A 20,952-nucleotide genomic window follows, 5' to 3' on the forward strand; every position below is an offset into this window, starting at 1 on the left:
GTCCGACCGTGTAATTTTTGTGCAAATATACCTGAATAATGTTTAAAAAATAAGTCCTGAAATGACATAAAAGAGGAATATATCCCCTTTTATTGTAAGTAATTTTTAATTAGAGCTGAGTGAAAATTTCTTCTTTACTTAAACGAGATTTTGGCAGTTTTGCATTAAAATCATTTTCGCTACGATAACCAAGTGTCAGTAATACAGAAGGCACTAAACCTTTTTCGGTTAACTGTAATTCATCATTAATGATTTGCTCATCAAAACCACCAATTGGCGTTGCATCAATGCCTTCAATCCCTGCCGCTAACAAGATTTGACCCAGCGCGATAAAGGTTTGATTTTCAGCCCAGCGCTGAATATCACCTTTTTCATTTCGATAGTAATTGACATAACCTGCACGGCTATCTTTTTGTCCTTGTTTGGCAGTTGAGTCTTTAAAGCGACCACTGATATCATCTTGAGTTAACAAGTTATCTAAATGTTGTTCGCTGATATCTGCCTTGGTACAAAATAAAATAGTGTGCGATGACTCTAAAACTTTAGGTGCATTATAGGCATATTTTCCAACCAACGCCTTTGCGATACGCTCTTTCGCCGCTTGATTATCAGCAATAAAGAAATGCCAAGGTTGAATGTTGATAGAAGATGGCGTTAAACGTAAAATTTCTAATAAACGGGTAATTTGTTCTTGCGGAATTTTTCGAATAGGATCATAGGCTTTTGTTGTATAACGCGTTTTTGAAATGTTTAATAAATCCATGATTAAAACCAAATTAAGTGATTATCTATTTAATAATAGCAAATAATGTATTCATAACTAATAATTTAAAATGAGGAAGCTTATGGCAAAATATCAAATATTGTTACCAGATGATATTGATGAAATAGAATGATTAATTGAAGCAAAAGGTTGTTTTAGATTAGATGTTGAAATTGAAACAGAAATTTATGAATTTAACTTTTATGATTCTGTAAGATTGATTCAAACAATGAATGATTATTTAGATTGTAATACATATTTTTTTGAGCAAAATCTTGTGGTCTTACCGATGGTGAATATTGTAAATATGCGGGCATTTATTGAACAGATCATTGATACAGTTGAAATCAATGCTTTTGTGGTGAATAAAAAATAATCATATTGTTAAAGTATTTTAAATTGAATGAATTGCCATTCCGCATTTTCATTTATTTCCAAAATCATTGCCTCAGATGTTTTTTCACGCCAATCACCTAAAACAATACGAGTCTTACCAAATTCATGGTGAATTTCAGGGCGATGTGTATGTCCATGAATCAGTAAATCCACCGATTGAAGTGATTGTTCAACGGCATGTTGATTTACATCCATAATGGCATAGGATTTTACTTGTTTGGTTTCTGTACTTTTTTTACGGAAGCCATTGGCCAATTTTTGACGGAAACTGAGCGGCATGCTTTTAAGAAAGCCTAAAAGCAGTGGATTGCGAATAATCTTACGAAATTTTTGATAGGACACATCATCGGTACAGAGTAAATCGCCATGTTCAAGGCGTATTTGAATGTTGCCTATTTTTAAAGTATCGACGTCGGGCAATAAAATACCGTTAAATTGTTTTAGAAATTGCTTACCTAAAGCAAAATCACGATTACCGACTTGGAAATAAATTTGATTACCAGCTTGATTGAACTGTTTTAAGGCCTTAATAACGTCATCTAACCATGGGGCAGTGTAGTCATCACCAATCCATGCATTAAACCAATCACCTAAAATATAGAGTTGGGTATTTTTATCTTGATAGTGTACTAATAAATCCAAAAAACCCCGAACGAGTCGAGGGTGTTCAGGTGACAAATGTAAATCAGCGATAAACAGATAGGTCACTTATATTCCTTTTAAATCTCCCTAAATCCCTCTTTGAGAAAGAGGGACTTCCCAACTTTTATATTAAAGGAATAAACCTTTATTTTATGGCGGAAAGTTCCTGCCTTTTTAAAGGGAGGAGAATCTCGTATTTGAATGAGAGTCTAGCTCCCTCCTTTATCAAAGGAGGGCTGGGGAGGATTTAAAATTATTCAGCAATAATTTTAGCAGATTCGATTACAACATTTTCTAAAGGAACGTCAGCATGGTAACCACGGTTGCCAGTGCGAACACCTTTAATTTCGTTAACGATGTCTAGACCTTCAGTCACTTTACCAAATACAGCATAACCCCAACCTTGTGCAGTTTTGCCAGAGTGGTTAAGGAACGCGTTGTTACCAACGTTAATGAAGAATTGAGCAGATGCAGAATGTGGAGCTTGAGTACGCGCCATTGCAATTGTGCCTAAGTCATTTTTTAAGCCATTGTCGGCTTCATTTTCAATAGAATCGCGAGTTGCTTTTTCTTTGAAATTTTCATCCATGCCACCGCCTTGGATCATGAAACCGTCAATCACACGGTGGAAAATTACGCCATCATAAAAACCATCACGAACGTATTCTAAGAAGTTAGCAACAGTAATAGGTGCTTTTTCTGAGTTAAGTTCAAGAACAATACGTCCTTTATTGGTGTTTAATTCGACTTGAGGAAAACTCATTTTATAATCTCCTGATCATGGACAAAAAAGCCATGGGTTTTTGGTTGAGAGAAGCATAAGCAAACTGTAAACTACAAGGCAAGCAAAAACGCGACTTTCTTTGTTAAAAAACGAGAATCGCGTTTTAATTATCCTATTTTATCTTATAGAAGTGATTTATCAACTATGAAGCCGAATGATGTTGTTTCATCCCTGCCAAATAACCCGACAACTAATACTCAATCTGTCGATGCTGCGCAGCAAGAACAACAGCCGGGCTTAGACTTTGTACGCCAAGTCATTACCGAAGATCTAGCAGCAGGTCGTACAAAGCAGGTGGTGACACGTTTCCCACCAGAACCAAATGGTTATTTACATATTGGTCATGTCAAAGCCATTTGTCTGAACTTTGGTATTGCACAAGAATTTGATGGCGTATGTAATCTGCGTTTTGACGACACCAATCCTGATGCAGAAGAACAAGAATATGTTGATGGGATTGCCAACGATGTAAAATGGTTAGGTTTTGACTGGAATGGCGAACCGCGCTATGCATCAAGCTATTTTGACCAACTGCATACGTGGGCAATTCAATTAATCAATCAAGGTGATGCTTATGTCGATTTGCAATCACCTGAAGAAATTCGTTTAAACCGTGGTAATTTTGTTGAATTGGGGAAAAACTCACCTTATCGTGATGTAAGTGTGGAAGAAAATCTTGCACGTTTTACTCAAATGAATAATGGCGAGTTGGGTGAAGGTCAAGCGGTGCTACGTGCCAAAATTGATATGGCTTCTCCAAACGTGCATATGCGTGACCCGATTTTGTATCGTGTACTTCATTCTGAGCATCATCAAACAGGTGATACATGGAAAATGTACCCAATGTATGACTATGCTCATCCATTATCTGATGCGATTGAAGGCATTACCCATTCACTGTGTACGCTTGAATTCCAAGATCACCGTCCATTCTATGATTGGGTAGTAGAGAAAGTTAAATCTGAAGCCGTTCCACGTCAGTACGAATCGAGTCGCTTAAATATTGATTACACCATCACCTCTAAACGTAAGCTTCGTAAGTTGGTAGAAGGTGGTCATGTTCATGGTTGGGATGATCCACGTATGCCAACTGTTGTTGGTATGCGCCGTCGTGGTTTTACTGCGGAAGGTTTGCGTGATTTCTGTAAGCGTGTAGGCGTGTCGAAAACTGATGGTATTGTCGATGTAGCAATGCTTGAGTTCTGTATTCGTCAATCACTGGAAAATACCGCTGCACGTGGTATGGCCGTGTTAAACCCGCTTAAAGTGACATTAACCAATCTTCCTGAAGATATGGATTTAACGCATTCGCGCCATCCAAATGTCGACATGGGCGAGCGTATTATTCCTTTATCGAAAGAAATTTATATCGATCGTAAAGATTTCGAAGAAGTGCCACCGAAAGGCTTTAAACGTTTAACGCCTGAAGGTGAAGTACGTTTACGTCATGCTTATGTGATTAAGTGCGATGAAGTGATTAAAGATGCAAACGGTGAAGTGATTGAGCTGAAATGTTCAATTGACCCTGAAACTTTAGGTAAAAACCCTGAAGGGCGTAAAGTGAAAGGGGTGGTGCATTGGGTTTCTGCGGAAAAAGGTATTGCTGCTGAAGTTCGTGTTTACGACCGTTTATTTACTGAAGCTGCACCAGATGCCGATGATGATTTCTTGGCGAACTTAAACCCAGATTCTTTAACGGTACTTCAAGCTGTGATTGAACCTGCATTGGCACAAGCGCAACCTGAAGATCGTTTCCAGTTTGAACGTGAAGGTTATTTCGTTGCGGATCAATATGATCATACCAGCGACAAACCTGTGTTTAACCGTATTTTGGATTTAAAAGATAGTTTTAAACCAGGCAAATAACCAAAGCAGGATATTTCTAGTAAAAGATTGGCATTCAATGCGAATGCCACTATGCTGAAATAAGCCATAAAAGCTCAACTTAGGTTGGGCTTTTTCATGCAGATTAATAAGGACTTGCCGTGATTATTCGAGATAAAACCAATAGTTTTGCATTGCTGTTTGCTTGGCACGGCACAATTCTGCCTAAAGTTTTTCCTGCACTGATGATGGTGGTACTGATCTCGACGACTTTGGTTTATTTGTCGAAGAATCATTATGTTTCGGTGCCAGAAGTTCCTGCGATAGGTTTTACTGTTTTTGGGGTGATCTTATCGATCTTTCTAAGCTTTAGAAATACTGCGTGTTATGAGCGTTGGTGGGAAGGACGTAAGTTGTGGGGGGCTTTAATTGCCAATTCACGACATATGATACGGGATACTTATGTGTTAGATGATCAACCGCGTGAAGTATTGATTTACCGTATCATGCTGTTTACTCATTTATTACGTGATCGGCTACGTAAACAGACGCATTCATTTGAGCATTATCAGCCACATGTACAATTGACACAGCAGCAATGGCAGGTGCTGAGTGACCATATGAACCCACCGCAATATGTATTGGAAATCACTCAAAAAGATTTAGTCGGTATTTATAAACGCGCTGAGATCACCGATGTTATTTATAGTACATTAACCAAGCATACTGTTGCGATTGGCGATATTCATGCAGGTTGTGACCGAATTTCATCTACACCGCTGCCATTTTCATATTCTGTGTTGCTACATCGTGCAGTGTATTCATTTTGCTTTATTCTGCCGTTTAGTCTTGAATCCAGTTTAGGGGTTTGGACTCCTGTCATTGTCGCGCTGATTGCTTACTTGTTTTTAGGTTTAGATGCCTTAAGTGCAGAGTTGGAAGAACCCTTTGGCATTCAGGAAAATGATTTGGCTTTAGATTCGATGGTACGCAACATAGAGCGGGAAATGCTGAGTTCATTGGGTGAAGACTTGCCGCCCGTGATTGTTGCGCATAAAGGTAATTTGATTTAAAAAATTTATATTTGCCAGAACTCAAATTACGGATTTTTATGTTTATCATCTTTTAAAAATAAATAATCTATATTTTTATGTTTGGCTTTATCGCGTAATTTCTTCTTGATATACAAAACCAAGGCAAAACAGGTGGTGGTGACAGTCAATAGCATACTGTTCATATAACTCATAATTGAGCTGACATAGCCAATGGTGGTGAGACGATTCATCATACGAATCACTTGTGGGCTGCTTTCTACACCTGTAATGGCCCAAGTGCATAAATGTTCACAGTTATTCATAATCAGATGATAGCTGTTTTCATGCATGCGTGAACGCATACGACGAACCACTTTACGACCGACAAATTTTGGCTGGGTATAGCTTTGAACAATAATGGTTTTACCAAAACTGAATTTTTCCAGCGATGTGATTTCAATCGGGCGTTTTTTGAATAAATGTGCAAAACCTGAATAATGAATGACCCGACCACGTCCTGCATAAATGCCATGATGAGAGTATCCCCAATGTTTGACGATCAGATGTGTCCCTAAAGGAAATCGTGTTTTCTGCTGCCGCATCGTACGCTTAGCCCATAAAGTTACAAGTGTATATTGTTGATGTAGTTTACTGTTTCTGTATGAAAGAATCGAATATTTCATTCGGTTGAATAAATTTGTTCTGCTTTTATTCAGAACGCCCCATATTGCTTCTGCAAGCGTATAGGTAAAAAGCCATCGCCTCATGGGGACTGAGTAAGTAGAGTGATGTTTAAATGCAATGCTCAAGATGCATCACATTCGTTTGACTAAGCGTCAGTAGCCAAGAGAGAAGTGAAGGGATAAAGCTTAAAGATAAATCTAGCGTATCGACAAATAAAAAAGCATTTAGATAATCTAAATGCTTTTTGTCAGATTCTACTATTGGAGTGGTAGATGCTGTAGTTCATTTAACTCTTTACGGCTATAACCTCGCGAAGCTAAAACCTTTTTAATTCCAATGATGACTTCTTCATCTGTCGCTTTTGCTAAAGCTTGAATCAGTTGTTCATTGGATTTACAAGAGCAATCATTTTCGACACAAGAAATTTGATTTTTCTGTTCGTTTTGCTGTTGATTAGCAGAAAACAGCTTTTGCCAAAAACTCATAGAGCCTTCATACACGACTTAATATAGTTCGAAATATAGCCAATCTGGTAAATAAAACAAGTCTACTCAAGCGATAAAAGCAGCAATCGAACAGTAAATTTTCCGATAGTAGCAGAGAAGTTTAACGGTATTATGACATTGACTATTTGAAAATATTTATAAGTTACTGATTTTTATTTTAATAAAAAAATGAAGCTCAATTGAGCTTCATCAGAATATAAAAAATAAGCTTTCTTACAGCGAAATAAATTGTTTAAATTTTTTCGAGCAGTACGCCTGATTCTACATGATGGGTGTATGGGAATTGGTCAAACATCGCAAACTTGGTGATTTTGTGCGTTTGGGATAAAGTTTTTAAATTGTCTTGTAATGTATCAGGGTTACAAGAGATATAAATGATGCGTTCAAAGCGTTGAATCAACTTTAAGGTTTCATCATCAATACCTGCACGTGGCGGATCAACAAAAACAGTGTCGAAATCATAGCTTGAGATGTCGATATTGGCTTCTTGTAAGCGACGGAACTCACGTTCACCATTATAGGCTTGAGTGAAATCTTCCGCTGATAGACGTGCAACTTGAATATTGTCAATTTGGTTTTGTTCAATATTCCACTGTGCAGCATAAACCGATGATTTAGCCAGTTCTGTCGCCAGTACACGCTTGAACTTGGTTGAAAGCGGTAGGGTAAAATTACCATTACCACAGTACAGCTCAAGTAAGTCTTTATCTGACTGTTCAGCAGCATTACATGCCCATTCCAGCATCTTTTGGCACACTTGCGCATTCGGCTGTGTGAAGCTACTTTCGATTTGTTTGTATTTATAAGTACGGTCAAAAACTTGGAGTTCTTCAACCACATACTCATCAGACAAGACGAATTTTACACCGCGACTACGACCAATCAACTTAATGTTAAGTTGTTCGGCTAAAGCTTTGGCAGCAACTTCCCACTCTTGTTCAAGTTTACGGTGGTAGATGAGTGAAACCAGCACTTCACCGCTTAACGTTGCCAGAAAATGTGCTTCAAATAAACGCGCTTCCAAAATAGGATTTGCTTTTAAAGCTGCCAATAGTTTTGGCATTAAATCGTTAATGCTTTGATCTGCAATCGGGAATTCATCTATACGAACAACGGTTTTTTGTTTGTCGTCTTCATTGCGTTCAAACATGGCATAGAACATATCATCTTCAGTATGCCAAATACGAAATTCTGCACGCATACGGAAGTTTTGTTCAGGCGACTGAAACACTTCTAAAGAAGGGGGATTAAATTCGGCAAATTGAGCAGAAATACGTGCAATCTTGGCATCAAGTTGTAACTGATAAGCTGAAGTCATATGCAGTAAAAATCACAAACACATTGAAAACAGGGATGGTAACAAAGTTTGCATAAGATGACTAAACTTATTCCCAATTAAGCAGTAGAAATATCGTGTGAACAGGTGTTTTGCTTGAATCTTTAGTTGATCTTATTTATGAGCGTTAAAAGTACTTTTGCAACAGGCGGATCAAAACCAGCTTAATGCAGGTTGATCCATTTATAAAAAAATAGCCAAGTCAACGAGATTAGGGAGTAGTCGACTTGGCTGAAAAGGAAAAGACATTTAGTTATAGGGGCTAAATGTTAATTTTTAGCTTTGCGTGAGTGTCATTAGGCTGGCATTTCCTCCCGCCGCTGCGGTATTAATACTGATCGCCCGTTCAATGACAAAGCGTTCTAAAGGAATGTCATGACTAAGTGGTTCTAAGTGCGTGACGCCAATAATCGCACCTTTACGGGCAGCAATTTTGCTTTGCAGCTTTTGTAGTTCCACTTTGGTTCCATGATGTAACACTGCATCAAATTGATCCGTTTCAATATTTTGGATGATAGAGAAATTGCTCGCGATTTCTTTTGGCATTTTTTGCAAATATTTCAGCACGAAAGTATTTTCTGCAAGCACCGTCGGTTGACTGCCTACCGCAAAAATTGCACACAATTGCTGGATCTGATCCTGCTCTTGATCGGCTAAAGAGAGGACACGTTTTCTCGGCAACACCACATATTGATTACTCTCTCCTGTAGGGCCTTGTAATTCATAATGATGACCAGAACAGAACGCAGGGGATGGATTCAGTTTATATTGAGGGAAATTCTTTTCTGCCCACGTGTAAAAGATCTCATATAAAGGTTGATGTGCTGGCTGGGTTTTGGTGGCTTGAGTGGCAAAAGGGATGGCCAGTTTTTTTGCTGAACAGCTTTGCATTAAGCGGTAAAGATAAATTGGTCCACCGGCTTTAGGGCCTGTACCTGATAGACCTTCACCACCAAAAGGCTGAACTCCGACCACAGCACCGACAATATTACGATTAATATATAAGTTGCCGACTTCTGCATGCGCAATCACGGTTTGAATCGTTTCATCAATACGGGTATGTAAGCCCATGGTTAAGCCATAACCTTTGGCATTAATGTGCTGAAGTAACTGTTCTAATTGGCCATATTTGTAACGGATGACATGCAAGACTGGACCAAAAACTTCGCGTTGCAAATCATTTAAATTCGGTAGCTCAATCAAAGTCGGTGGAATAAATGTACCTTCGGCTAAGCTTGAATCGTGTTCAGGATTGAACATGAATTGATGCACTGGATGACCTTTGGCACGCATTTGATCAATATGTTTTTGAATATTGTTTTGCGCCTCTAAATCAATGACTGGACCAATATCTGTTTTTAATAAGAATGGATTGCCAACCCGTAGTTGTCGCATGGCACCTTTTAGCATGGTGATGACGCTATCGGCATTATCTTCTTGCACACATAAAACACGCAGCGCTGAACAGCGTTGACCAGCACTGTCATAAGCCGAGCTGACCACATCTAAAACCACTTGTTCAGTTAATGCCGAGGAGTCAACAATCATCGCATTTTGACCACCGGTTTCCGCAATTAAGGGAACAGATTGACCTGAGCTGCTTAGGCGCTGTGCAAGTGTTTTTTGTAAAATTTTGGCAACTTCAGTTGAGCCAGTAAACATGATGCCTTGAATACGAGCATCGCTACTTAATTGAGCGCCAACGGTTTCGCCTTGTCCTGGTAAAAGTTGTACGACATCGTTTGGAATGCCTGCTTGCCAGAGTATTTTGATTGCTTCTGCGGCAATGAGTGGGGTTTGTTCAGCAGGTTTTGCAATCACGGTATTACCTGCAACCAATGCAGCAGAAATTTGACCGGCAAAAATGGCTAAGGGGAAATTCCACGGACTAATACATAACACCGTGCCCAGTGGTTCAATGATTGTATCATTTTCTAAATCAATGACCTGTGCTGCATAATAGCGTAGAAAATCGATTGCTTCGCGGACTTCTGCAATGGCGTTGGAATAGGTTTTACCACTTTCACGGCAGAGTAAAATCATCAGCTCGGGCAAACGTGATTGCATAATATCTGCTGCACGTTGCAAACAAGCCGCACGGGCATTTTTTGCTGTATTGCTCCATTCAGATTGTGCATTTACGGCATTTTCAAGTGCTTGATTCACTTGAGTTGCTGTGGCTTCTTGCACATGACCCACGATATCTGAATTACTTGCAGGATTAACAATGGCTAAACTTTGCAGGCTTTCATTCTGAGGGATATTTTCAATGCTTAAGTTTTTACCTAAGGCTTGGGCTTGCCATTGATGTTGATTTAACTTCTGCGCCGTTTGATTCAGTACAATTAAATCCTGATCATTGGCTAGGTCTAGACCGGCAGAATTGGGACGAAGATCGCCGTATAAGTCTTGTGCTAGAGGAATAGAGGGATGTTTTTGACCAATTTGTGTTTCTTTTTCGGCATTTTTCAGAATTTCGGTATGTGGATTTTCAATGAGATCACTAATTTCTAATGTTTTATCCGCAATACGATTGACGAAAGATGTATTGGCACCATTTTCTAGTAAACGTCGTACCAGATAAGCCAGTAGTGTTTCATGATTGCCCACAGGTGCATAAATACGACAAGGCACACCGAGTTTTTTATCTTGCTTTTTACCTACCACTTGTTCATACAGCGGTTCACCCATGCCATGTAAGCACTGGAACTCATATTGACCAACATAGTATTGCTTTGGATCTGCCAAATGGTAAATCGTTGCCAGTGTTTGCGCATTATGCGTTGCGAATTGAGGATAAATTTGCTCGGGTGCTGCTAACAATTTTTTTGCACAGGCAATGTAAGACAAATCGGTGTGAACTTTACGTGTAAACACAGGATAGTCGTTCATTCCTTCAATTTGAGCTTTCTTAATTTCGCTATCCCAATATGCGCCTTTGACCAAGCGGATCATCAAGCGTTTTTGGCTACGTTTTGCTAAATCAACCACATAGTCGACCACGTAGAAACAGCGTTTTTGATAGGCTTGAATGACAAAGCCAATGCCTTTCCAGTCGGCAAGCGTCGGTTCAAAACATAGGCGCTCTAGAAGTTCTAAAGAAATTTCTAAACGTTCAGATTCTTCTGCATCAACATTTAGCCCAATGTTGTATTGTTTTGCCAACTGCGCCAATTGAAGCACTTTTGGATAAAGCTCATGATGCACACGCTCAATTTGCGCACGTTGATAGCGCGGATGTAGCGCAGAAAGCTTGATTGAGATGCCCGGGCCATCGTAAACATCTTTGTCTTTTGATGCTTTACCAATCGCATGAATGGCATCGCTATAATCTTGATAATAGCGTTCAGCATCGTGTTCAGTCAGCGCGGCTTCACCCAACATATCATAAGAATAACGGAAGCCTTTATCTTCTAACGGTTCTGCATGTTCGAGTGCCTCTTGAATGGTTTCACCCGTCACAAACTGTTCGCCCATCATACGCATAGCCACATCTACGGCTTTACGGATAATGCCGCGACCACTACGTGCTAAGAGACCCGTCAGTACACTTGATAAGCTATTTTCTTTAGGGGTTTCCATTAATTTGCCGGTAAGCATTAAGCCCCAAGCTGCGGCATTGACAAACATCAGGTTACTTTGACCGAGGTGTTCTTTCCAATTGCCTTGATTAATTTTGTCACGAATAAGCAGGTCACGGGTTGCACTGTCTGGAATCCGCAGTAAGGCTTCAGCCAAACACATCAGCGCAATGCCTTCTTGAGAGGACAATGAAAATTCTTGTAATAAACCTTGAACGATACCTGCTTTACCCGCAGAGCTTTTACGCTCACGTAGTGTGTGCGCGAGGTTAAATGCGAGATCGTAAATACGTTGATTTAATTCGGCAGAAATTTGACTATGTTCAAGCAGGTTTTCAACAGATTGAGGCTCGGCACGGCGCCAAGCAGTATTAATCTTAACTTCATAATCATTCTTTTCTTTGAATTCAGTCATATACTCAGAATGAGCTTTTTCTTCGCCGAAGCGGGTTTCTGTATCCATCATATTCATGTCAACGTCCTGTAATGCTCAAATTTTTGTTGAGTGAAATACCTTATATAATTTATCATTACAGAAATAAGACCGAATAACTCACTATAATCTTGGTTCATTTTAGAGAATAATTCAGATGACAAGCCCGATTTTTACATTGGACAGAACAGATATCAAAATTTTAGATATTCTGCAAAATGATGGTCGAATTTCAAATATAAAACTGGCCGAAATGGTTAATTTATCCGCGACTGCTGCTTTGGCACGCGTGCAAAAATTGACGAAAGATGGCTTCATTTTGGGCTATGAAGCAAAGCTAAATCCTGAAATGCTAAATGCCAGTTTTGTGGTTTTTGTGGAAATTTTATTGGATAAAACCACACCGAATGTTTTAGAGGAATTTTCTGATGCAGTGATACAATATCCAGAAATTGTGGAATGTCACATGATTAGTGGGGGTTTTGATTTTGTGGTGAAAATTCGCTGTGCCAATATGGAAGAGTTCCGTAGGATTTCGGGGCAGGTATTGTGGCAACTTCCGGGGGTAAAAGAGACCCGAAGTTATCCGGTGATGGAAGTGATTAAAGAAAGTTCTAAAATTCATCTGAAAAACAAACCACAAAAATAAAAACAATAAAGGGGCCTAAGCCCCTTATAAAGTTGGAAATTTATCTAAGCTTTAAGATGAAGGATGTTTACTTCTTCAATTCAGCCATTTCTTTTTTATACAACTCATCGGCTTGTTCAAAACGCTGGATCACTTCAGCAGGTGGCGCTTTTTCTAGTAAGCTGACCACGATGATGCTGATGAATGAAAGAATAAAACCGGGAATAATTTCATAGAGCCCAGTGCTCGCCATGGTGTTTTTCCACACAATAACGGTTACCGCACCGACAATAATTCCGACAATCGCGCCGTTTAAAGTCATCCGTTTCCAGAACAAAGATAAGATGATGAGTGGACCAAATGCAGCACCAAAACCTGCCCATGCATAAGCCACTAAGCCTAAAACCTTACTGTCAGGATTGCTTGCTAGAACAATTGCTAGAACTGCAATCGCTAATACCATGAAACGACCAACCCAAACTAATTCCTTTTGTGAAGCATTTTTGCGTAGAAATGCTTTATATAAATCTTCAGTTAATGCGCTTGAACACACCAAAAGCTGACAGCTTAATGTACTCATTACCGCCGCTAAAATAGCAGCCAAAATAATGCCTGTAATCCATGGGTTGAACAAAATTTTAGTCAATTCCATGAATACGGTTTCAGGATTGGCTGTCACGATTGCCGCATGTTCTGGGTGGATGTTGAAGTAAGCAATACCTAAGTAGCCAACAGCAACTGCACCGCTTAAGCAAAGAATCATCCATGTCATGCCAATGCGGCGTGCTGCTGGAATTGATTTAACAGAGTCTGCTGCCATAAAGCGGACAAGGATATGTGGCTGACCAAAATAGCCTAAGCCCCATGCCATAGAAGATAAAATGGCGACCACACTTAAATCTGAGAGCAGGTTATGTGCCAGTGGGCGAACAGATTCAATGACCGTTGTCACTTGCTGCGCATTATCGCCAATGGCAATGTAAGTCATAATTGGCGCAAGCAGCAGGGCAAAAATCATTAATCCAGCTTGGAAGGTATCGGTCCAACTGATTGCAAGAAAGCCACCAATACAAACATAGGTGATGGTCGCAATTGCGCCAATCCACAGTGCAGTGGTGTAATTCCAGCCAAAGAGGCTTTCAAACAGGCGTGCACCAGCAACCATGCCTGAAGCACAGTAAATTGCAAAGAAAATTAGAATGACGACTGCCGAAATAAGACGTAAAACACGCTTACGATCACCAAAACGACTGGTGAAGTAATCTGGAAGCGTTAATGCATTATTTTGAATTTCGGTATGAACACGTAAACGACCTGCAACCAAGAACCAATTGAGCCATGCGCCAATAACCAGTCCTATGGCAATCCAAGCTTCAGATAAGCCTGAAAGATAGATTGCTCCGGGGAGACCCATCAAGAGCCAACCACTCATATCTGATGCACCGGCAGAAAGGGCGGTGACGACGCTGCCTAAACTACGGCCACCGAGAATGTAATCTGAAAAATCTGTCGTGGCTTTATAGGCATATAGCCCAATTCCGACCATGGCAATGATATAAAAAATAAATGTGATTAATGTGGGGTTTAGTTGACTCATACGCTCATCCTTATTTCCTTATAAATGCATCTGTGCAATAAGATGAATTTTTATCCATATCCTGTAAGGAGCTGATTCAAGCACAGAATTAAAATTACGTTCCGTTACATTTCAGGGGGATTTAATAGCGAGTTATGTAGCGAAATGTATTTCTAGATACAATTGAAGAAAAGATTATAAAATGAATAAATGATAAACATGATGTTAAATGCCATTCCTCTTTTGGGCATATTTAATTACTGTAAATTTAGAATCAGTCTAAAAGAGTCTTGCGTTTCATTTTTAATGAGAAAAATTGAATATAACCAACAATATTACACGTTGTTACAAACGCTACAAAGTGGCTGTACTTGATTATAGAGTATTGCTAAATAACGCTCTTTTTACTGTATTCAAAATAAAACAAAGGTTTAGGATTTCTTATATCGCACGGTTCTAGTGCATACAATGTGAGTATATTTAAAGTGTCTACGGTTCAACTCGATTATACAAGAATAGAGCGTGATTTATTAGGAGCGAAGGAAGTTCCAGCGGCATGCTATTACGGTATTCATACTTTACGTGCTTTAGAGAATTTTCAAATCTCTAATCAAAAAGTAGGAACTCATCCTCATTTTATTCGTGCTTTAGCACAAGTCAAAAAGGCTTCAGCGCAAACCAATTTGAAATTTAGCAAAATTTCTGAGCAAGTGAGTCAAGCCATACAATTTGCTTGTAATGAATTAATCGAGTTTCCAGAGCAATGGAGTACTGCTTTTCCCTTAGATGTTTATCAAGGTGGTGCGGGAACCTCGATTAATATGAACAGCAATGAAGTATTAGCAAATATTGCCTTAGAACACTTAGGTTTTCAGAAAGGTCAATATGAACATATCCATCCGAATGATCATGTTAATAAATCGCAATCGACCAATGATGTCTATCCCACAGCTTTGCGTTTAGCGACTTATTATAGTTTGGATGATCTGTTAATTCAGATTCAAAAATTGATTGATACACTACATATAAAGGTTGCAGAGTTTCAGTTTGTTTTAAAAATGGGGCGGACCCAATTACAAGATGCCGTTCCGATGACTTTGGGACAAGAATTTCGCGCTTTTGCGACGTTGTTAAAAGAAGATATACGTTTGATTCAGCGTACACGTGAGTTTTTATTGGAAGTGAATTTAGGTGCGACAGCAATTGGCACAGGAATAAATACACCGAAGGGCTATGCGTATGAAGCGGTTCAAGCTTTAAGTAAAATTACTGGCTTGAATTTAATTGGCGCGGAAGACTATGTTGAAGCGACCAGTGACTGTGGTGTGTTTATTATTTTATCAAGCACGCTGAAACGCCTTGCCGTTAAACTTTCAAAAATCTGTAATGACTTACGCCTATTAAGTTCTGGGCCGCGTACCGGCTTAGCTGAAATACGTTTACCTGAATTACAAGCAGGCTCATCCATTATGCCTGCAAAAATTAATCCCGTGATTCCTGAAGTGGTCAACCAAATTGCATATAGAGTGATTGGCAATGATTTAACGGTGACACTGGCTGCGGAAGCAGGGCAATTACAGTTAAATGTCATGGAACCCGTCATTGCTATTGCAATTAATGAATCAATTGAATTACTCACACAAGCCGTTAAAAGCTTAGATGATAAATGTATTCAAGGTATTCAAGCCAACGAACAAGTCTGTTATGACGCGGTCATGCGTAGTGTGGGCATTGTCACTTTATTAGACCCTATTTTAGGGCATGCGAAATGTGATGAAATTGGTAAGCAATGTATTGCTGAAAATAAAACCATTCAACAAGTGGTGTTAGAGCAAGCGTTACTGACTCAAGAGCAGCTAGATGAAATCTTTTCGTTTAGTAATTTGGTTTCAGAAGTTACAGCAGTACACGAGTCGTTAGCACAGGTAAGCTAAGTTTTGGATGCAACATCTAATTCTGTGAATAGCTATTAAGTGGTGATAAAGGGTAGTGACTTTAGTCGCTGCCCTTTTTTATGAAAAATAGTCGTGCATAGACAGCAGCTCAGGTTAAAATAGGCCGGATTTTTAATATTTGTAATGCTTATGTTGAATAAACTCGCTGGACTATTTAAAAGTTCAAAAGAATCCGCTGAACAACTGTTTTTACAGCAACAGAATATTCAGTTTGACCAAGTGCAGGGTTATATCGTCGATGGTATTGTGGTCAATGAACTTTCAGAACGCTTGGCTTATTTTTCAAATCGGAAATTAAGTCATTTTGACGATTTAAAAAAACTATATTGCACTGCCATGATTATCAATGAAAAAATTGACCTTGAAATTGCCAATCAACGCTTTGTAGCACGTTTAGGCAATACTGAAGAAAATTTATTGCAACTGAAGCAGATTATTCAAAAGTTAAATGACTATTATCGACAGTTTTTGCGCGAAAAATAATGAAAAAATAAGCTTTGCGTAAATGAGATCTTAAGCATCCAAAAGGATTTGGGTGAAAAATGGCGTCGGATATAAAAATAACTCAACCGAAAAATTACACATGCTAATATATTGCTTATGTGATTTAGACCAAAAGCTATATACATGTTCCAACAAGAAATTTCCCAACTCAATCTACAACAATTAAAAGCAGGCGAGAAACGCTGGGTCGGTAATCTACAAGGCTCATCTGCATCTTTGTTGTTCAAAGAAATTGCCACGCAAAGTAAGCAATTATTCATTGTTATTGCCAAAAATAATCAGCATTTAGGTCAGTTGGAAAGTGAATTAGAGTTTTATGGCATAAAACCGACGATTTTCCCCGATTGGGAAATTCTGCCGTATGACCGTTTATCGCCACATCAAGATATTGTGTCAGAGCGGTTGTCGATTTTATCCAATATGCCACAGTCTGGTGTGTTGCTTTTGTCTGCATCGACCTTAGTACAACGGGTCGCACCAACGTCGTGGGTGTTAGGTGAGCACTTTGATATTAAAGTCGGACAAAAGTTTGAATTAGAACAACAAAAACTTCGCTTGGTGCAAGCGGGTTATCATTTGGTCGATACCGTTTATGATCATGGCGAATTTGCTGTACGCGGTAGCATTATGGATATCTATGCGTCTGGGCAAAGTGCGCCTATTCGGATCGATTTATTTGATGATGAAATTGAGAGTCTAAAGTTCTTTGATCCTGAAACACAAAGAACAACGCAAAACTTAACGCAGTTTTCGGTATTACCTGCCAAAGAATTTCCCCTTAAAGAAGGGCGTGCGACTTTTCGTGATCGTTATGCAGAAATTTTTCCGACTGCAAATCCAAAGAAAAATCCAGTTTATCAAGATGTTTTAGAGGGTATTGCATCTCCGGGGCTTGAGTTTTATTTTCCTTTATTTTTTAGTAAAGAAGCCATGGCAACTCAAAGTACGCTCATGGCGTACTTACCAAAGAATGGCATTGTCATTACAGATAAGTCGTTGGATGAAGGGTTAAGCAACTTCTGGAAGGATGTGGTGCGACGTTATGAAGACCGTCGTCATAATGTTGATCATCCTATTTTATCGCCAGAGGAAATTTTCTTACAGCCCAATCAGGTCTTGGAACAACTCAATCATTTTGCAAGAATTATTGAATCATCAGAAGAGTTTGTCGAAAAAACAGGTGTTCTGAATCTGAACACTGAATTGCCTCCGCGTTTGCCTGTGGATCCAAAACAAGAAAAACCTTTTTCGGCAGTGAAGAAATATATTGATGCTGCCAATCACCCTGTGCTTTTGGTTGCTGAAAGTGCAGGTCGCCGTGAAACTTTAAAAGATGCTTTAAGACCAACGCTTGGGGATATCCCCAATGTGGAAAATTTTGCTGACTTTAGAAAATCATTACATGCCATAGCCATTACCAGTGCACCACTGGATCGTGGTTTGGTGATCCCGAATCACCTTACGGTAATTTCTGAAAATCAGCTGTATGAACATCGCGTGGTACAACGCCGTCGTAAACGTCAGCAAGAAGTATCCGAAGAGTTTCTCATCCGTAGTTTAACGGAGCTGAGTATTGGCGCACCGGTGGTACATATTGATTATGGCGTGGGGCGTTATGCAGGTTTGGTCACCTTAAGTATTGATGATCAAGACCATGAGTTTTTACAACTCGATTATGCTGATGCGGCCAAAGTGTATGTTCCTGTCACCAATTTACATCTGATTAGTCGTTATAGTGGCGGCGATCCTGATTTAGCACCTTTACATAAATTAGGTACCGATACTTGGAATAAAGCAAAGCGTAAAGCCTTGGAACAAATACATGATGTTGCTGCTGAGCTGTTGCATATTCAAGCGCGTCGTCAAGCTAAACCCGGTTTTGCTTTTGAACTTGAACAAAGTCCCTATATGCAATTCGCCAGTGGTTTTGCCTATGAAGAAACCTTAGATCAAGCCAATGCCATTGATGCAACACTACATGATATGCAATTGGCAAAACCCATGGATCGCCTTGTCTGTGGTGATGTCGGTTTTGGTAAAACAGAAGTGGCTATGCGGGCTGCATTTTTAGCGGTGCAAAATAATAAACAAGTGGCAGTTTTAGTGCCGACCACCTTGCTTGCGCAACAGCATTATGAATCCTTTAAAGACCGTTTTGCCGATTGGCCAATTCGGATTGAAGTGCTGTCGCGTTTTGGTTCCAACAAATCACATGTGAAAACAACTGAAGATTTGGCTGACGGTAAAGTTGATATTGTGATTGGGACACACAAAATTTTGCAGGAAAGTATTCAATTTAAAAACTTGGGTTTAATGATTGTCGATGAAGAACATCGCTTTGGTGTACGTGATAAAGAACGTATTAAAGCCATGCGTGCCGATGTCGATATGCTGACCCTGACTGCAACGCCAATTCCGCGTACCTTAAATATGGCATTTAGTGGCATGCGTGATTTGTCTATTATTGCCACGCCACCCGCACGCCGTTTGGCAGTGAAAACTTTTGTGCAAGAAAGTACCAGTGAATCGATCAAGGAAGCCGTTCTGCGTGAATTACTTCGTGGCGGTCAGGTTTATTTTTTACATAATGAAGTCGATACCATTGAACGTGCCGCAGAAAGCATTCGTCAATTGGTGCCAGAAGCACGTGTAGCCGTGGCACATGGGCAAATGCGCGAACGTGAGTTAGAGCAGGTCATGCAGCAGTTCTATCACAAAGAATATAATGTCTTGGTCTGTTCAACCATTATTGAAACAGGGATTGATGTTCCAAATGCCAATACCATTTTAATTGAACGTGCGGATAAATTAGGTCTGGCACAATTGCATCAATTACGCGGTCGTGTTGGTCGCTCACATCATCAAGCTTATGCTTACCTACTTGTGCCTTCTATTAAAGGCTTAAAAGGCGATGCAGAAAAACGTCTGGATGCCATTCAACGTGCATCGAATTTAGGCGCAGGCTTTATGCTTGCCACGGAAGATTTGGAAATTCGTGGTGCTGGTGAACTGTTGGGCGAGCAACAAAGTGGTTCAATGCAGGCCATTGGCTATAGTTTGTATATGGAAATGCTAGAGAAGGCGACTAAAGCCATTCAAAAAGGTAAAACGCCAAATTTTGATGCGCCACTCTCTTTAACCGCTGAAATTAATCTGCATATGCCGGCATTGATTCCAGATGATTATCTGGGTGACGTACACCAACGTTTGTTATTTTATAAACGTATTAGTAATACCGATAGCCAAGACAAACTTGATAACATTCGCATGGAATTGATTGATCGTTTTGGCGTGCCACCGCAACCAGTGAAGCAATTATTTGCTGTACATCAGATTCGTTTGAAAGCAGAGCAGTTGGGAATGACCAAAGTCGATATCAGTTCGCATGGCGGTTATATTGAATTTTCTCCCGATACTCCGGTACAGGCCATCAGCATTATTCAAATGATGCAAAAACATCCGACTTTTTTCCGTATGGAAGGTGGGCAGCGCTTGAAAGTGATGGTGATGTTGGAAGATTATCAAAAAAGAATTCAATTTATTTCTGATTTATTGGTCAGTCTATTAAAAGAAATTCACTAAAGAGAATGTGAGTGCATAAATATTATGCACTCACATTTAAAATTGATCATAATTTCACAAAAGTGCGCAAGAAATACTTGATTTTTTAAAGGAATTTACTACATTTGTAGGGGCTAAGGTGTTCAATATAAATAGTGGTTTATTTGTAATGAAACACATTGCATAGAATATTCACGTCTCATTGGATGTGATAGTATTAGCCATCATTCTAATTTTGCATAATTTATAAAGATATGTTTAGTTTGCATCCACAACTTGCTCAAGATACTTTTTTTGTAGGCGACTTTCCACTGTCAACATGTCGTTTAATGAATGATATGCAATTTCCGTGGCTCATATTAATTCCGCGTGTACCAGGTACTACTGAATTATATGAATTAAGTCAGGCCGATCAAGAACAATTCCTACGTGAATCTAGCTGGTTATCAAGCCAACTGGCACGTGTATTCCGTGCAGACAAAATGAATGTTGCAGCTTTAGGCAATATGGTGCCACAGTTGCATTTTCATCATGTCGTGCGTTACCAAAATGATGTCGCTTGGCCAAAACCAGTTTGGGGAACACCTGCCGTTCCTTATACCAATGAAGTCCTTGCGCATATGCGTCAAACTTTAATGCTCGCGCTTCGTGGTCAAGGTGATATGCCATTTGATTGGCGTATGGACTAATTCATAACCATTTAAAACCATAAAGGAATATATGGTGTGAATACTCGGACTAGGAG

Annotated in this window: 16 protein-coding genes; 8 read left to right on the forward strand and 8 right to left on the reverse strand. The window is 39.5% G+C overall.

Annotation, left to right across the window (positions count from 1 at the left end; translation table 11 throughout):
• Window positions 1–109 precede the first annotated feature (109 nt).
• Complete coding sequence (gene nfsB, locus F994_RS16455) at window positions 110–763, reverse strand: oxygen-insensitive NAD(P)H nitroreductase (RefSeq protein WP_004651761.1); 654 nt, start codon at window positions 761–763, stop codon at window positions 110–112.
• Window positions 764–992: 229 nt separating this feature from the next.
• Here nfsB and F994_RS17915 point away from each other — a divergent pair, with 229 nt between their 5' ends.
• On the forward strand, window positions 993–1,139 hold the full coding sequence (locus F994_RS17915) for a hypothetical protein (protein WP_004651762.1): 147 nt from the start codon (window positions 993–995) through the stop codon (window positions 1,137–1,139).
• A gap of 8 nt (window positions 1,140–1,147) precedes the next feature.
• Here F994_RS17915 and F994_RS16465 read toward each other — a convergent pair whose 3' ends face one another.
• Together F994_RS16465 and F994_RS16470 are read right to left on the reverse strand one after the other, a co-directional pair.
• Window positions 1,148–1,867: a UDP-2,3-diacylglucosamine diphosphatase gene (locus F994_RS16465; RefSeq protein WP_004651764.1), complete on the reverse strand. Its 720-nt coding sequence runs from the start codon at window positions 1,865–1,867 to the stop codon at window positions 1,148–1,150.
• A gap of 187 nt (window positions 1,868–2,054) precedes the next feature.
• Window positions 2,055–2,564 (reverse strand): peptidylprolyl isomerase, encoded by a 510-nt coding sequence (locus F994_RS16470; RefSeq protein ID WP_004651765.1) that lies wholly within the window; start codon window positions 2,562–2,564, stop codon window positions 2,055–2,057.
• A gap of 165 nt (window positions 2,565–2,729) precedes the next feature.
• On the opposite strand from F994_RS16470, the gene F994_RS16475 reads away from it, so the two are divergent.
• Window positions 2,730–4,451 carry a glutamine--tRNA ligase/YqeY domain fusion protein gene (locus tag F994_RS16475; RefSeq protein WP_004651766.1) on the forward strand — a complete coding sequence of 574 codons (1,722 nt, stop codon included), beginning with the start codon at window positions 2,730–2,732 and terminating at the stop codon, window positions 4,449–4,451.
• 119 nt (window positions 4,452–4,570) lie between these two features.
• The gene (locus F994_RS16480) at window positions 4,571–5,482 is read left to right on the forward strand and encodes a bestrophin family protein (RefSeq protein ID WP_004651767.1); all 912 of its coding nucleotides are present in this window, start codon (window positions 4,571–4,573) and stop codon (window positions 5,480–5,482) included.
• Window positions 5,483–5,508: 26 nt separating this feature from the next.
• Here the strand turns inward: F994_RS16480 and F994_RS16485 are convergent, their stop codons facing one another.
• The 4 genes from F994_RS16485 to putA all read right to left on the reverse strand — a co-directional run bounded on the left by F994_RS16485 (window position 5,509) and on the right by putA (window position 12,022).
• The gene (locus tag F994_RS16485) at window positions 5,509–6,045 is read right to left on the reverse strand and encodes a lecithin retinol acyltransferase family protein (RefSeq protein WP_034697321.1); all 537 of its coding nucleotides are present in this window, start codon (window positions 6,043–6,045) and stop codon (window positions 5,509–5,511) included.
• A gap of 339 nt (window positions 6,046–6,384) precedes the next feature.
• Entirely contained in the window at window positions 6,385–6,612 is a 228-nt protein-coding gene (locus F994_RS16490) for a hypothetical protein (RefSeq protein ID WP_004651770.1), read from the reverse strand.
• A gap of 253 nt (window positions 6,613–6,865) precedes the next feature.
• A complete protein-coding gene (gene trmA, locus F994_RS16495; RefSeq protein WP_004651771.1) occupies window positions 6,866–7,951 on the reverse strand; it encodes a tRNA (uridine(54)-C5)-methyltransferase TrmA in 1,086 nt (361 codons plus the stop codon).
• A gap of 294 nt (window positions 7,952–8,245) precedes the next feature.
• Complete coding sequence (gene putA / locus F994_RS16500; RefSeq protein WP_004651772.1) at window positions 8,246–12,022, reverse strand: trifunctional transcriptional regulator/proline dehydrogenase/L-glutamate gamma-semialdehyde dehydrogenase; 3,777 nt, start codon at window positions 12,020–12,022, stop codon at window positions 8,246–8,248.
• Between the two features lie 118 nt (window positions 12,023–12,140).
• Here putA and F994_RS16505 point away from each other — a divergent pair, with 118 nt between their 5' ends.
• Window positions 12,141–12,632: an Lrp/AsnC ligand binding domain-containing protein gene (locus tag F994_RS16505; protein ID WP_004651773.1), complete on the forward strand. Its 492-nt coding sequence runs from the start codon at window positions 12,141–12,143 to the stop codon at window positions 12,630–12,632.
• A 67-nt stretch (window positions 12,633–12,699) separates the two neighbouring features.
• Here the strand turns inward: F994_RS16505 and putP are convergent, their stop codons facing one another.
• Entirely contained in the window at window positions 12,700–14,208 is a 1,509-nt protein-coding gene (gene putP / locus F994_RS16510) for a sodium/proline symporter PutP (RefSeq protein ID WP_004651774.1), read from the reverse strand.
• Between the two features lie 464 nt (window positions 14,209–14,672).
• On the opposite strand from putP, the gene aspA reads away from it, so the two are divergent.
• The 4 genes from aspA (at window position 14,673) to F994_RS16530 (ending at window position 20,896) form a co-directional block, all read left to right on the forward strand.
• Window positions 14,673–16,121: an aspartate ammonia-lyase gene (aspA, locus tag F994_RS16515; RefSeq protein ID WP_004651775.1), complete on the forward strand. Its 1,449-nt coding sequence runs from the start codon at window positions 14,673–14,675 to the stop codon at window positions 16,119–16,121.
• A 150-nt stretch (window positions 16,122–16,271) separates the two neighbouring features.
• Window positions 16,272–16,625 (forward strand): hypothetical protein, encoded by a 354-nt coding sequence (locus tag F994_RS16520; RefSeq protein ID WP_004651777.1) that lies wholly within the window; start codon window positions 16,272–16,274, stop codon window positions 16,623–16,625.
• Window positions 16,626–16,769: 144 nt separating this feature from the next.
• Entirely contained in the window at window positions 16,770–20,228 is a 3,459-nt protein-coding gene (gene mfd, locus F994_RS16525; protein WP_004651778.1) for a transcription-repair coupling factor, read from the forward strand.
• 233 nt (window positions 20,229–20,461) lie between these two features.
• Window positions 20,462–20,896: an HIT domain-containing protein gene (locus F994_RS16530; RefSeq protein ID WP_004651779.1), complete on the forward strand. Its 435-nt coding sequence runs from the start codon at window positions 20,462–20,464 to the stop codon at window positions 20,894–20,896.
• Window positions 20,897–20,952: the final 56 nt, after the last annotated feature.

The organism is Acinetobacter bohemicus ANC 3994 (genome assembly GCF_000367925.1).
Taxonomy (GTDB): Bacteria; Pseudomonadota; Gammaproteobacteria; order Pseudomonadales; family Moraxellaceae; genus Acinetobacter; species Acinetobacter bohemicus.